General features: G+C 41.6%; 10 protein-coding genes and 2 riboswitches. Of the genes, 2 read left to right on the forward strand and 8 right to left on the reverse strand.

Features of this window, described 5'->3' with window-relative positions; translation table 11 throughout:
- Positions 1 to 169 precede the first annotated feature (169 nt).
- On the forward strand, positions 170 to 1,045 hold the full coding sequence (locus BLT18_RS10235; RefSeq protein WP_245705238.1) for a YitT family protein: 876 nt from the start codon (positions 170 to 172) through the stop codon (positions 1,043 to 1,045).
- Between the two features lie 290 nt (positions 1,046 to 1,335).
- Here BLT18_RS10235 and BLT18_RS10240 read toward each other — a convergent pair whose 3' ends face one another.
- The 8 genes from BLT18_RS10240 to BLT18_RS10275 form a co-directional block, all read right to left on the reverse strand.
- Positions 1,336 to 2,649, reverse strand: a complete 1,314-nt coding sequence (locus tag BLT18_RS10240) for an NCS2 family permease (RefSeq protein WP_175487465.1) — start codon at positions 2,647 to 2,649, stop codon at positions 1,336 to 1,338.
- A 137-nt stretch (positions 2,650 to 2,786) separates the two neighbouring features.
- A riboswitch (purine riboswitch) is annotated at positions 2,787 to 2,887 on the reverse strand.
- Positions 2,888 to 2,980: 93 nt separating this feature from the next.
- Positions 2,981 to 4,519: a glutamine-hydrolyzing GMP synthase gene (guaA, locus tag BLT18_RS10245; protein ID WP_091273664.1), complete on the reverse strand. Its 1,539-nt coding sequence runs from the start codon at positions 4,517 to 4,519 to the stop codon at positions 2,981 to 2,983.
- Positions 4,520 to 4,690: 171 nt separating this feature from the next.
- A riboswitch (purine riboswitch) is annotated at positions 4,691 to 4,791 on the reverse strand.
- 35 nt (positions 4,792 to 4,826) lie between these two features.
- Complete coding sequence (locus tag BLT18_RS10250; protein ID WP_091273666.1) at positions 4,827 to 6,953, reverse strand: DUF4129 domain-containing transglutaminase family protein; 2,127 nt, start codon at positions 6,951 to 6,953, stop codon at positions 4,827 to 4,829.
- A gap of 15 nt (positions 6,954 to 6,968) precedes the next feature.
- Positions 6,969 to 8,165 carry a DUF58 domain-containing protein gene (locus tag BLT18_RS10255; RefSeq protein ID WP_091273668.1) on the reverse strand — a complete coding sequence of 399 codons (1,197 nt, stop codon included), beginning with the start codon at positions 8,163 to 8,165 and terminating at the stop codon, positions 6,969 to 6,971.
- Between the two features lie 3 nt (positions 8,166 to 8,168).
- A complete protein-coding gene (locus BLT18_RS10260; protein WP_091273669.1) occupies positions 8,169 to 9,125 on the reverse strand; it encodes an AAA family ATPase in 957 nt (318 codons plus the stop codon).
- A gap of 632 nt (positions 9,126 to 9,757) precedes the next feature.
- Positions 9,758 to 10,315 carry a thioredoxin family protein gene (locus BLT18_RS10265; protein WP_091273671.1) on the reverse strand — a complete coding sequence of 186 codons (558 nt, stop codon included), beginning with the start codon at positions 10,313 to 10,315 and terminating at the stop codon, positions 9,758 to 9,760.
- A 516-nt stretch (positions 10,316 to 10,831) separates the two neighbouring features.
- The gene (locus BLT18_RS10270) at positions 10,832 to 11,953 is read right to left on the reverse strand and encodes an NAD(P)/FAD-dependent oxidoreductase (RefSeq protein WP_091273672.1); all 1,122 of its coding nucleotides are present in this window, start codon (positions 11,951 to 11,953) and stop codon (positions 10,832 to 10,834) included.
- 246 nt (positions 11,954 to 12,199) lie between these two features.
- On the reverse strand, positions 12,200 to 12,853 hold the full coding sequence (locus BLT18_RS10275; RefSeq protein WP_091273674.1) for a hypothetical protein: 654 nt from the start codon (positions 12,851 to 12,853) through the stop codon (positions 12,200 to 12,202).
- 125 nt (positions 12,854 to 12,978) lie between these two features.
- Between BLT18_RS10275 and BLT18_RS10280 the strand changes: the two genes are divergently transcribed.
- Entirely contained in the window at positions 12,979 to 14,922 is a 1,944-nt protein-coding gene (locus BLT18_RS10280; RefSeq protein ID WP_175487466.1) for an EAL domain-containing protein, read from the forward strand.
- The last annotated feature ends 33 nt before the right edge of the window (positions 14,923 to 14,955 follow it).

A 14,955-nucleotide genomic window follows, 5' to 3' on the forward strand; every position in this document is an offset into this window, starting at 1 on the left:
TAAACAGTTTGTCCATTTTTCATGATTGTTCTTCAACAAAACCATTCTTCGACAAATATTTATTTATATCCTTTTTTCCATCAACATACGGGTGGATTGTTGATATTTGGCCATACTGAAAATGACATCTATTTCTATCATACAACACAAGAGAGCGGGTGGTTCAAGCTTGAGGCATTTCTTCGAAGGTATCAGGCCAATAAACTTACTCATTATTACATTGGGAACCATCATATTTGGTTTTGGATTAATTCACTTCAACCTACAAAATGGCTTGGCCCATGGAGGTTTCACCGGCCTTACTTTAATTATTTATTATCTGATGGGTATGCCTCCTTCTGTCTCGAACATCCTGCTTAATGTTCCGTTGTTTTTTATCGGGTACAAGCTTTTAGGGCGCAAACTATTTCTTTACAGTATATTTGGAACTTTGATGCTGTCGCTGTCACTTCACTTCTTTGAAAACTACTGGCACATGAATGTCAATCTTGAAAACGACATGATTCTTGTTTCTTTATTTGCCGGTGTCTTTGCCGGAACTGGATTAGGAATTATTTTTCGAGCAGGTGGAACAACAGGCGGCGTTGATATTTTAGCTCGCCTCGCTGAAAAGTATCTCGGATTAGCCATAGGTACTTTTATGTTTTCGTTCGATGCTTTTGTGATTATGTTTTCGCTCATTTTATTAACATTACCAGAAGCTATGTATACGCTGGTCGCCGTGTTTATCGCCAGCCGCGTTATTGACTTTATTATCGAAGGTGCAAATGCCGGTAAGTCGGCTATGATTATTTCTAACCACACCGATGCCATTTCAGATGCAATCATCAAACGGATGCACCGAGGGTCCACGGTTTTAACAGGAAGAGGCAGCTTCACCCGGGATGAACGCAATGTTTTGTATTGTGTGGTAAACAAAAACCAATTAATCCAACTAAAAAATATCATTCACGATGTAGACCCGTATGCATTCGTGACGGTTCATGACGTTAAAGAAGTTGCAGGAGAAGGCTTCACATTTGAAAAAAACAGCCCTCCCTCGTAATCCAGCGGCATAAAAAAGAGCATGCCTTGACCTTATCAAAAAGGTTCTCATACAAATGCTGGAGTGCACAGATGTATTTTGCATGGCAGGAGTCTCCCCCCTTTAGTACAAGGTGCCAAAGACAAGAAAAACAGCAGCTAACGTTCTGGAAGCCCCCCTTATGAGCTTCAAGCATTGTTCCCAGCAAGCGTGCCTGAAGAGCCAGCCAGAAAGAAGAGATGGCGGGATCGTTACAGAACTAAAAAAGAGACACACAGCAGAGAGGAGGCTGTGTGTCTCTTTTCATCCTGTTATTCTCCTAGAAAACCGAAATACAGAATGAAAACAATAAACAAAACATACATAACCGGGTGTACTTCTTTGGATTTTCCTTTTAAAATCATCGTAATTGGATAGAAAATAAAACCTAAGGCAATACCTGTAGCAATACTGTAGGTTAATGGCATGGCAATAACCGTTAAAAATGCTGGAATCGCAACCTCTAGCTTATCCCACTCAATCAATCGTAACGAGGAAGCCATGAGCACCCCTACAATAATGAGAGCAGGAGCCGTCACTTGTTCGGTGACAACAACCAACAGCGGCGAAAAGAACATAGAGAGCAAAAACAAACCAGCTGTCACTACCGAAGTAAAACCAGTTCTTCCACCAGCTGCAACACCTGAAGACGATTCGATAAATGCTGTCGTGGTCGACGTACCCAATACCGCACCAATAGAGGTGGCTGTCGAATCAGATAACAACGCTCTGCCTGCACGCGGCAGTTTGTTGTCTTTTACATAACCAGCTTGATTGGCAACGGCAAAGAGCGTACCAGCTGTGTCAAAAAAGTCAACAAACAAAAACGTTAAAACGACAATAATCATTTGCACAATTAATTGGCTTGTCCATTCCACTTCGCCTAGAATAGTAAATGCAGAACCAAACGTTGGCGCTAAACTTGGAACAGACCCTACAACAGCATCCGGCAAACCAATCAAACCAGTCACAACACCAGCAATGGCTGTAATGACCAAACCGTAGAAAATACCGCCTTTCAAACCTAAAACCATTAATACCGCTGTCACAATCAGTCCAAAGCATGCCAGCAGCGTCGTTGGCGAAGTCATATTCCCAAGTGTCACTGCTGTAGATTCGTCTGGCACAACAATTCCGGCATTAAGCAGACCGACAAAAGCAATAAACAGTCCAATACCGGCTGCAACCGCATATTTCAGCTGCGCGGGGATAGCGTTAATGATTTTCTCACGAATACCTAACAACGTAATAAAAATAAAGATAATACCGGACAAAAGCACACCAAATAACGCCAGCTGCCACTCTACACCAATCCCTAACACAACGGTGTAAGCAAAGAAAGCATTTAACCCCATCCCTGGAGCAAGCGCAATCGGATACCTTGCAATAATCCCCATAATCAGCGTACCAATCGCAGCAGAAAGCGCAGTTGCTGTAAATACAGCCCCCTCATCCATACCAGCATCAGCTAAGATGAGCGGATTAACAAACAATATATATGCCATCGATAAAAACGTAGTGAGACCAGCGATACTCTCCTGTTTATAACTTGTCTTCCACCTGTCAAATTGAAAATAGCCCTTCACGATAAGCTCCTCCTCTTAGTAGTCTCCGTAATACGATTAGCAGCTTGCAGAAGAAAATAAAAAAGCTCTAGGCAGCAACTACTACCTAGAGCTTTATATACAAAAAATCTCCTTTTAGAATATCACAACATGATTATTCCAAACTGCAGATTTTTCGTAGTCAAGCTATTTACGGTAGCCTGTAGAGACTCACGGACCGTATTTCCGTGATTATACGAAAAAAGCTTATGCATTACTTTGTAACTATTTAGCAGTGTACCAAGTGCACAAACAGAAGTCAAGCAATAACCGAACATTGAAATAAAATATTTTAATTTTGTTCGTTTTTCGCTTATTCCCATTCAATAGTCGCTGGCGGTTTGGAGGTAATATCATAGACAACGCGATTGACATGCTGGACCTCGTTTACGATACGGGTTGAAATTTTTTCTAACACGTCATAAGGAATCCGCGCCCAGTCCGATGTCATACCGTCAACAGACGTGACTGCGCGGATGCCGACCGTGTAATCATATGTCCGTGCATCCCCCATCACTCCAACGCTTCGCATGTCAGGAAGAGCGGTGAAATACTGCCAAATCTCCGTTTCCAATCCGGCATTTTTAATTTCTTCACGCAATATTGCATCTGATTCCCGAACAATTTCGAGTTTCTCGTCTGTAATTTCGCCAAGTACTCGTATGCCAAGTCCAGGTCCTGGAAAAGGCTGACGCCAAACAATTTCATCAGGAACACCAAGTTCTGTGCCAAGCTTTCGCACTTCATCTTTAAACAAGGTGTTGAGCGGTTCAATTAAGTCAAACTGCATATCTTCAGGAAGTCCGCCGACGTTATGGTGGGACTTAATTGTCTGAGCTGTGTCCGTGCCGCTTTCAATAATATCGGTATAGAGCGTGCCTTGTGCTAAAAAGTCCATATTTGTTAATTTACCGGCTTCTTCTTCAAATAAGTAAATAAATTCATTCCCAATAATTTTGCGTTTCTCTTCAGGATCTGAAATACCATCAAGTTTACGAAGGAAACGGTCTTGCGCATCGATTTTAATAATATTCATGTTAAAATCTTCACCAAATGTTTGCATCACTGTTTCGCCTTCATTTTTGCGAAGAAGTCCATGATCAATAAACATACACGTGAGCTGATCGCCAATCGCTTTATGAATTAACGCCGCAACAACCGACGAATCTACCCCGCCGCTTAACGCGCAAAGTACATTTCTATCTCCTACTTGTTCCCGAATAACTTCCACCTGTTCATCGATGAAATTACTCATTGTCCAGTCTCCAGCACATCCACAAATCTCAAATGCAAAGTTTTTCAACAAAGCATCTCCATGCTGCGTATGACGTACTTCCGGATGAAATTGAACACCGTACATACGACGAGCGCTGTCACTCATTGCTGCCACTGGACAAGATGGATTTGTTGCATCTACCTCAAAGCCCTCTGGCGGGGCAACAATTAAATCACCGTGGCTCATCCAGACAGATTGCTCTTTAGGAAGATCACGGTAAAGTTTTGAGTCATTTTCTACGGTAATGATTGCTTTTCCGTACTCTCGGTGGTTAGCCGCTTCTACCTTCCCACCGAAATGATGCGTAAGAAGCTGCATCCCATAGCAAATGCCTAAAATTGGAATGCCCAAGTCAAAAATCTCTGGATCACAAGCAGGCGCTCCATCCGCGTAAGCACTGTTTGGCCCCCCGGAAAAAATAATACCTGCTGGATTTAATGCTTTGATTTGCTCGGCATTAATCGTATTGGGATGAAGTTCACTATAAACCCCCAAATCCCTAATTCTTCGAGTAATAAGCTGGTTATACTGACCTCCAAAGTCAAGCACTACAATCATTTCATGTTCTTGTTCCATGCTCATTCCACCTCGGTTCATATCAAGATACTTAAAAAGATTTCACTGCCTTCATAAAAATCAATCGGTCATAAACGGACAAGTTAACCGTCATAAAAAAATCCGCATCTGCTTCGCATATGTATAGGCACTTACGAAGGCAGACCCGGCTTCATACTTCATCCGTATTAAAGATCATGGAACTGCCTTCGTAGTCCAGTCATTTACGGTGACCGGGTAGAGACTTCCGGGCCGATTCCCGGGTATATACGAAGAGATATTCACCTTTAAAACATGCCTACCATTCTAGCAGTCGCAAAATGGGCGGTCAAGCGTTTATACGATTCACCATGTTTTCCCAAACAGAGAAGACTGCCGGCCAATCTGCTTGGTTCGTCTGCTTCCCATAATGAATTTTTTCATATATGATAGTAAGGTTTATCATATCTGTTGTATTAAAGTCCCCATCCAGCCGATGCGCATACTCTCTTAATGTTTCACTTTGTTTTCGTTTGTAGCCGGCAGCCTCTAACAACCATAACAACGCATGAAAAGCACGTGTGAAAGCGGCAGCATTATTCATCTGTTTAAAGCGAACAAGCAAAAAAGCTTTAAGGAAACGAAAACGGTAATAAAACAGTACCAAACCGCCAATAAGCAGTATGCCACCAACGATATAAGGCCATACCGTGTAGTTAGAACTGGCTGCAGCTGCCTCTTCTTGTTCTGTGTCGGTACTTTCTTCTGTTTCCTCTTCTTCCTCTTCTTCTTGTGTGTCACTCTCTGCTTCATTTGTTTCATTCACATAATCAGCGTGAGAACCAAAACCACGCGTCGGTTCAAATGGAACCCAGCCTACGTCAGGAAAATACACTTCCACCCAGGAATGGGCGTGTGCATTCGTAACTTCTTGCACCTGCCGATCTCCATTTTGCTCTAAAGAATCTCCTTTTGTAAAACCTTTCACCCAGCGAGTTGGTATATCCAGCGTCCGTAACATAACCGCCATGCTGGTGGAGAAATTATCACAATAACCGCGCTGTGTTTCAAACAAAAATTGCTCCACATAATCTTCTTCCTCTGATGGAACAGCAATATTCACTGTATCATAGACAAAATCAGGACCATGAAAATATTCTTCAATCGCGCGCACTTTGTCATAACGATTGTCAGCGTCACTCGTTAATGCTTCCGCAAGTTCTCCGATAGCCGTCGGAAGGTCATCTGGCAGCTGTAAATAATGACTTGTAATTTCGACAGGATCTTGACTTCCAGACGCTTGCAGCATGTCTTCTGAGAATTGCGGCTCTTCGTATGTCACGGTGTACACCGCTGGCTCATAAGACGCTTCGTTCACAACGATGTTAGCCCGGCCGGAATGAACCCCCACTTGAACATCAGCTTCTTCCTGGCCGGGAATGCGCACGGATTTGAGGGAACCAGGATAAAACACAAAATCATAGGCTCTATTTTGAGCCATATCAATCTCGATTGTTTTTTCTTCCGTTTTTACCTCTTCTGCATAAAGCATGCTTTCGTGCGCTGTATCGTTTGGCACATCTGATACCCAGCCATGACCTGTATAGATATTTTTAGCCTCTCCGCGAAAATAACCGTCACTATCACCGGTTGCGACAAAAACGGGAGAGTCATCCATCTCAAATCCACCGCCAAGACGCTCGTCATCATCACCATAGCCAATTTTTCGCACGTTGTTTGCTCCATACCCATTTTCATTCCCTAATCCTGTCTGTGACTCTAAAAACGGAACAGGATCCGGCCACTGCGGTGCAGATTTTGGAGCAGCAATACCAACCCCTGCCGCAATAATTAAGAGTGCAGCAGAAGCTAGCAGCCACCGCAGCCACATTCCCTTTTTTCGTCCTTCTGGAAAGAACAGTGTCAGTCTGTCCCACTGCAGCAAAGCCATTAAGACAAATCCAAGCACAAAAATACGAACTATCGCTTGCGCACCATCATAGGGAAGAAATGTATCCATCACTGCTATGTAGATAACTGTAAAAATAAAAAAGAATAAAATTCGCCGCGCCTGCACGATCCAAAAGTAGATAAGATAACTCATAATCGCTAGCAAACAAAAGAACAACATGCTGCGAAAAAAATCCGTCAGCATATGCCATTGTCCGTTAACAATGAAATGAACGTTTTGCGTAACATTGCCAATCAACACGTCCCACCATGCCGGGCTGAAAAATACAGAGTCCAAAAAGATTAGGTGCAGACTAAATAATGTCCCAGCCGTCATAAGAAACAACGTCATCCACCAAGAAAATCCTAAAAATACAACAAGAAAGAAAAAAGCAGCCCCAGCCATAAAAACAGGAACAAACGCTGTTTTAGACACTTCTGGAAGCGGAATGAGCCACTCCATTAACAATAAGTACGCAAGCATATATAACAGAAAGAGCCGGGGTGTGCGATGCGTTGTATTCATATCATCCCCCCTGTATTAAAGCGTAATATAAAGCGCTTCTCCTTGCTTTTTCCATACAGCCCACTCCACCCTCGTTCTTTTCAACTGCGATATCTGCTCTTCACTGATGGCGCGGTTTGCCTCCAATGAACGCGAAGCCACCACAAGCCTCTGACAAAACGGCACCAAGCGTTTTAGCTCTTCTACCCGCTCGAGAGTCAACTGCGGACATACATAAACAACAGTGTGACGAGCAAACCGGCTGGACAAATATAAGTGATCACTTTCTCTTTCCGCCTTTTCCATCTGCGCCAACTCCATGTACATCCGTTGCACATCACTTTTCCGTCCATCTGACCCCAGTACTGTATCTGGTCTGGCTGTGGTTGTAAAATCGACGGGGACTCCTTCCTTATAACACGCGTGAAGAAATGCAGACGTAAACTCAACCGCTTCTTCAAACGGCGGCGTGTGATGAGCTGTCATGTCATTTTCAAACATGACAGCATATTTTTTCCCTGCTTGCCACTCAAACTCTTTCGTTACTAATGCGGCCGTTCGTGCAGATACTTTCCAATCAATACTCGTCATTTTATCACCCGGAACATACTCTCTTACCCCGGCCGCTGAAAAAGTTTCTTCTTCTGATTTTGCTGCTGACGAGGCATTTTCAAGCATGTTCTGCTTTTTATCTATTTGCCGCCATACAAGCGGCCGAAGTACTGGAAGCACCGTCACGGTATCACGTTCTGCGACCAGCCGTTCTTTTTCGAAAAAACCAAATAAATCCCCTGTTTGCACGTGAAGCTCAGAAAAAGCATACGCTCCGCGCTGCGCTCCTTTTAATTCATACGTGTAACGCAGCTGTTTTTGCCAAGAGAAAAAAAACATGCGGCCCAAGTCTTGCTGACGACGGATTTCTAAACCGCGCGGGACTTCATCATAGACCGTTAAAAACAAAAATGGAAATCGCGTTTTCTTTGTAATAAAAATCTCTACGGTCATCGTGTCATTATGCGTCAGCAGCGTTCTAGGGATACGCCGCTCCATTTGAATCGAACGCAGCGGGTATAATAAAAAAACTGCGTTGCCTGCCACGACAGTAAGCACAGCATAAAACAGAAACCAGCTGACAAACCCGCCTTGAAACATCGCATATACAAACAAAACCGCTGCAAGAAATCCAATAAAAATAACTTTACTGATGGTTTTTAACAGCATCCACTTTTGCATGCATTAACGCACCGCTTCCTTTTTTGATAACGGAACACGCAATGTCTGTAGAATTTCTTTAATAATCGTCTCTCCAGACTTTTCGGTCATTTGTATATCCGAACGCAGAAGAAGCCGGTGAGAAAGGACAAATGGGGCTAAGTATTTCACATCATCAGGGATGACATAATCACGTTCCTTCACATAAGCATACGCTTGTGCTGCCTTCATTAATGCAATCGTCCCGCGTGGACTTACCCCTAAATGAATATCCCGGTGTGTTCTCGTTTCTGTTACGACAGATAAAATATATTGTTGTATCGTATCTTCTACGTGTACATGATGAACTTCTTTATGCATCAAATAAATATCTTCCAAGGCAAGAACTGCTTGTAAATCATCGATAGGGTGATGTTTTGCTGTACGATTTAGTATTTCTAACTCTTCCTCGTAGCTTGGGTAGCCCATTTTCAGTTTTAATAAAAAACGATCCAGCTGTGCTTCCGGAAGAGGATACGTCCCGCTGTATTCAACGGGGTTTTGGGTTGCCATCACAAAAAACAGGTCTTGCAGCGCACGTGTTTTTCCATCAACGGTTACATGGTTCTCTTCTAACGCCTCTAACAACGCAGATTGGGTCTTTGGCGATGTTCGATTAATTTCATCAGCTAGAATAATATTTCCCATAATCGGCCCTGGACGAAATTCAAACTCTAACGATTTCTGGTTGAAAATAGACACACCTGTTACATCCGAAGGCAATAAATCAGGTGTGAACTGGATTCTATTAAATTCAGCGCCAACCGAGCGGGCAATGGCTTTTACCATCATTGTTTTCCCCACTCCTGGAACATCTTCTAGCAGCACATGTCCCCTGGCTAAAAGGGCTGTCAAACTCAACTCTATTTCTTCGCGTTTTCCTACCACAACACGTTCTACATTCTCTATCACCGCTTTTAATGCCGAACGACCTTCACTCACAATCGAATTCCTCCAATAACCTGCTGCATCATGTCTTCATGTTTTCATATTATCATATCTGCATGCGCTTTTGGTAAAGCTCAAGGCAATCGCTAGCTTGGCATATTTTGTTTTCATCATAAAGAAAACAGACAAAAACACCCCTTTATTTATAAACACGACAAGATAATGAACCACAATGAACATAACAACAAACATGTTGTTAAATAATGATGGATTCCATGCATGTGCTGCTTATAGAAACGTCAAACAGAAACACCTTCACTGCAATGACTCAGCTCACGTATGTACCAGAAAACAATCGGCCGTGTACCACCCTGAAAAAAGCAAAACACAGACCAACCGTGAAACATATGGCACGGTTGGTCTGTGCAAAAGAATAGTTTCTCTTCGTCTTGTTTCATTGATGCTGTTCACTTTTAAAACAGCGATGAAAAAAAGCAGAACTCTTCTAAAAAAGGAAATTCGGCTAAGGATAAGGCACTTCTGTCTGACAACCCACTAGTGTTACGAGTACTTGCCTTTCTTTTCTATAAGTCTTGTACCATTGCCTTGCCTTCCATTTCACCTCGATAATTTCTCCATTCTTTACAGCCGCCGTTTCAACAATTCTGAACAAAGGAAACGCTGCCTTATGAAAGAGCCGCTAACACTGTTTTCTTAAAGCTGTTGTACACGTAATTCCACAGCGAATCATCTTCGGCATACCGTTTTTTCAAGGTCGAATACACCTGCTTTTGTTTCTCTTCAAAAGAAGGATCATCCTTTGGCGGCAGGGAGTGACGCATATCATTTACTAGCTGCTGCACTTCCGGTGCACGCGGTCCCCACTTGCCAATCAACTCCCCTTGGTCATTTAATACAAAAATGATAGGTATCGCCCGCCCGCCGTTTGTTAAATGACGGTCAATCAGCTCCGTGTTTTCATCTCGCAGTACGACACGCATATCTATATCAGCTGCTTCCGCTATTTTGCGAATCACTGGGATAATCATCATCGCATCGCCGCACCAGTCTTCTGTCACAGCTAAAAAATGCAAAGAATGCTGTTTGAACTCTGCCATAAATCCATCTTTTGGCAGCACAAACTGTTGATACACATAGAAGCTTTCTTCTTTTAATGTGCTCATGTTCTCCATATAACCCTGAACCGTCTGCCCCTCTAAAAAGTATTGTTCTTCGGTTTTCATCTGCTCCCTCTTTTCTTTTACAATTATAGTAATTATATATTTACCCGTTTTGACAAAAACTTAACTGCCTCTTTCATTTTTAGTCGTTCAAGCAGCATATCCGAATTAAAGAAGCAAAACAGCTCCCCATAAGTTCTAATAGCTCATGAGAAGCTTTTTCATTATCTAATCACTTCACACAAATATAAAACGCTTACAAATTATTTGTATGAAACATTCATTCTTATAATAAGTGACAGTTATTTATGTAGACAAATCTTTTAAATATCGTCTGGATAAGCTATTTAGATAACTCTTTTTAAAGAGCCAATCATATCTTGCAGCACGTTGATGTGTATCGGTTAGCTGAATCCTTGCCCGCGGCAAGCGAACCTGAAGAACCATTCAGGATGATAGAAGATGGTGTAAGACTTATAGATGAAGAGGGGCTGTCAAAGGGGCATTTTTTTATGACCCCTTGATACATCCCCTGAAAAGTAATGCTTATGAAAACAAGCTCCCGCTTCTTTCATGCCTTTATTTTATTTTCACTGCTCGCATTGGTTCATACGGAGATATATCTATCTCCATGTTTTCTCCTGTTATCAATGAAGCTGCTAGACAGCCAACATACGGACCCATCGTTAAGCCGGAAGCACCTAACCCATTTGCCATAACCATATTACGAAACGGCTGCACCGTTCCAAGAAGCGGTGATTGATCAACTCCCATTGGTCTAAAGCCAATTCTTACCTCCTGCAATGTACCTTCACCAAGACCAGGGGCAACCTCTAATGCCTCATTCACCACTTCCGAAACTCCTCCTGCTGTTAAACGATAATCAAAACCAGAACCTGTTTCTCTTGTGGCTCCAGCTACTACTCTTGAGTCATCAAAAGCTAACATATAATGACTCGTTGGAGGCAAGATGATCGGCCAATTAGAAGTATCTTCATCTTGCAGCTTGATATGAGCAATCTGCCCGCGCTGCGGCTCGAGCTTACATTCGAGTCCAAGAGGCTTTAATAATGAAGGAGCCCATGCGCCTGCCGCAATAAGAACAGAATCAGCAGAGAATTCCTGCCCATTAACCGACGCACCTGTCAGCTGCTCCTTTTTCACGAGTAACTCTGCTTCCCCTTGGACGAATACTGCCCCATGTTTTTGTGCAGCACGATTTATCGCATCTCTCAGCTGCTTTCCATCGACACGTGCACCTCCTGAAATAAAAATAGATTCCAGCCTCTCATTTAACAGAGGAAACCGTTCACGTGACTGGGTAGAATCCAGCCTTGTTATGTCTCCTATTTCAGGTGCCTTCTTCTTTTTATCTCTTATTTTATGTTCGATTTGGTCAAGTTCTTCAGGGTTGGAACGGACACACAAAGCACCAACCTTTTTATATCCAACATTCTGTTCTCCATCTTCTTGCAGCTGAGATATAAGTTCCGGATAAAACGCCGCCCCTCTTTTTGCCATTTCGTACCACTTTTCATCTTCCGCTTTAGAAGACGCCCATGGACATACAATGCCTGCACCAGCAGCTGTAGCATTACCTTGGTGTTCTTTATCAATCACGATAACATCAATATTTCTTTTGGCTAAATGATAGGCTGCACTAGCTCCAACAATCCCGCTGCCAATGACGATAACTTTCATAAACACACTCCCTTTTCCCATAATGACTAAAAAATAACGACAGAACAAAAGTTTATACAACTCTATAATTTTATAATTATTATAAGAACTTCGAATTTCTATCAAAGCCGCTATACGTTCCTATCCATGCAAGTAAAAAAATAAAGCTTCTCACAAGTAAAAAAATCACGAGAAACTTTGATACTACCCTATTAAATTCCTTGTTTCATCATACAAATGACGTGTTGTCGTGCTTGTTATGTAGTATTATGCATTAAAGAAATTATAATTGTCTGTCTCGTCTTCTGCCGCTATTTGTGCAGGTTCTTGTTGATGATGTTTCAATTCTAACAGCTTAAAGCCATCAACAACCCGTTTACAATATGTTTTTGTATTGCTTTTCCATGACCAATATGCTAAATATGTCAGTAAACCGCCTACGATGACTTCTAACACGACAACTAATAAGACTTGCCCATCTAAAAAGCCCCTCAAATGAATAATTGTAAATAAAACCGACAGGGATGTAAGCACACCAAAGTTAAAGCTGGCTGTTCTAGTGATTCTAATTTTCGTTCTGATATAATCTAATTGCCGCCTTTGGTTATCATCTTTGGTCAACATAATTAACTTTCTGCCTGATTGGGATTGATCGGTAATATATTTATTTCTCAACTTTTTCTCTTGCCTATCAAAAATTTTGTCGTCTACTACATTATCAATTAAAAGACCTAACGTATAAATGGTTGGCAAAAGAAAAATGAAATGAGAAATAAGCCCCCCATTCATAATAAAAGACTGGATAGTGTTAAGATCAATAAGTTGAAATCCTGTAATGATAAGGACAAACAAGAGTAAAGATAGAAAAAAATGAAAGCCATTAATAATATGTTCGATAAACATCGTCGTTGTTTTTGCCATTCTCTTCCCTCCTATGCGTCTTCTGTATTATTTTTTCGGTCTCTTCATGTATTATATAGGAAGAAGCAGACATTTTTAACTGCAACTTTTTTTGAATGACACTTATTCATGTGGAGGTGAATGGCATGCCGTATGAAAAAGAACAAGAATTTTTAGACCGCTTTCATTTTGATCCGAAACCGAGGAGAGTTATTTCCCCCTTAACGGACGGTAAATCAGCCGCTCAAGTCTATATCGTACGAATGAAAAGAAGTACCGCTGTTGTGAAAATAGAAAAACAAAAAAACAATGAAGCCATAGAAGCTGAAATACATAATAAAGCTAGAAATGTGATCGCTAATAGAAATAATTTAGCATCATTCATTCCAGAAATTATTGATTATAAAACAGTAGATGATTGGCATGGTGTGTTATATCAATTTGCGGGAAACAGCAAAAGTTACACAATCAATAGTGCTTTAATGGAAGAGAATGATGAATATCTTGAATCCGTCATGCCACTGCTTTCAAAGTTCATCTATAATTGGAACGAGGAACACGATGACAAGAGCATGAAACCTTTTCATTTAGTAAAACAAACAATGGGTTATCGTTTTATGGACGACAAACTATTAAATGCCTTTTCTGAATTGAACGTCAGCACGGATGATAACTTCATTACATTTCATGAGTCAGGTATGATCTTTCCAAATCCTGCTAAATTTTTTACACACGAATCCTTATGGCAAGATACCTGGATTGAATGCACCATTGCTGATAGTCACGGTGACTTTCACGGCAATAATATTATTGTTTTAAATGAACAGTCGTTTTCCGTTATTGATTTTGCAGAATATCAGACTGACACTAATATCTTTTATGATGAAAGATATTTAGAGCTGCACGTACTAATGGATTCTTTATCCTTTCAGACGGAAGGAGAAAGACAGTTTTGGCACCAATTATGTTCTGGATTAACCGGAAAACTACATGAAGACCCCTATATCCCAAACATGAAAGGAAGCCTTATTCTACGAACATTTTTTACCGCCATCCGTCGAGCACTTCGTGATGAGTTTGCCGATGAACACTTCTTGTCTTTATGTGAACCGTCTTACTATTTAGCAGGTGTGGCTGCTGGTTTAAATGTCGTTCGCAAAACGCCTGATCCCTTGAAAAAATTCGCCGCGTTTATTTATACCGCTTATAATTTACAAGCTGCCATTACGCATGAAGAGGTTGACTTAGACTTGCCGAATGAACAGGGAACACCGCTGCACTGGCCGAAACCGTTATCAGCAAGTGATTATCTTTTAGAAGAAGATATATACAGCAAAAAAGTGAATCGCCTGTTCGATATAATCAACAATCGCGACCTTACCTTCGCCGTTCAGCCTATTGTTCATTTACAAACAGGTAAAGTCGAGGCGGTGGAGTTTTTATGCCGTGATCCAAAGGAAATACTGATGCCTGATGAGATTTTTCAAATAGCTAGAAATCAGCATAAACTATCTTCTCTAACCATACTGGGGTGTGAGAAGTTAGTCACAAAAGTGGATGCTGTGAAACCTTTTATTCATAAAGGAATATTTGTCAATCTAGAGGCAGATTTAACATTACCCGTATTAGAACAGTCCATCAAAAAGTTATTAAGCAGCAAAGAGCAAGTGGTCATTGAAGTTACCGAGTATGAACGTAAAGCACTGGCCTACGTTTGGCGTGGTATGGCGGATGAAGAGGGTTTTTCCATCGCCATTGATGACTTTGGAAGAAAGCAATCTTCAATGGAAGAAGTTTCAACAATGAAACCTGATTATATTAAAGTGGTCATAGACGATATTAATACATATGGCCCAGCAGCAATAAAACATTACATGGAACAACACAAAGAAAGCAGTTCATATCCTTTTGAACAGCTCGAGTTTGTTGTGGAAAAAATCGAACACGCCGATCACATTAAACAAGCTGTAAACGCAGGTATGCAGTATGGACAAGGTTACTATTTTTCGCGTCCTTGTTTGATTGATGAGGTGCCTGTGGAAGAATGGCTGGAAGGTTTTTATTCAAAGTTAATACCGTCAACATCATAAGAAAAGCGCAGGGCAGCCTGCGCCCCTGAGTCG

The organism is Alteribacillus persepolensis, assembly GCF_900099605.1.
In the GTDB taxonomy this organism is placed as follows: domain Bacteria; phylum Bacillota; class Bacilli; order Bacillales; family Marinococcaceae; genus Alteribacillus; species Alteribacillus persepolensis.

Coding starts and splice junctions, on each gene's coding strand:
- BLT18_RS10270 (WP_091273672.1), bottom strand. CDS start 11,953: ATGAAAGTTATCGTCATTGGCAGCGGGATTGTTGGAGCTAGTGCAGCC.
- BLT18_RS10255 (WP_091273668.1), bottom strand. CDS start 8,165: ATGCAAAAGTGGATGCTGTTAAAAACCATCAGTAAAGTTATTTTTATT.
- BLT18_RS10250 (WP_091273666.1), bottom strand. CDS start 6,953: ATGAATACAACGCATCGCACACCCCGGCTCTTTCTGTTATATATGCTT.
- BLT18_RS10280 (WP_175487466.1), top strand. CDS start 12,979: ATGCCGTATGAAAAAGAACAAGAATTTTTAGACCGCTTTCATTTTGAT.
- BLT18_RS10275 (WP_091273674.1), bottom strand. CDS start 12,853: ATGGCAAAAACAACGACGATGTTTATCGAACATATTATTAATGGCTTT.
- BLT18_RS10265 (WP_091273671.1), bottom strand. CDS start 10,315: ATGAAAACCGAAGAACAATACTTTTTAGAGGGGCAGACGGTTCAGGGT.
- guaA (WP_091273664.1), bottom strand. CDS start 4,519: ATGGAACAAGAACATGAAATGATTGTAGTGCTTGACTTTGGAGGTCAG.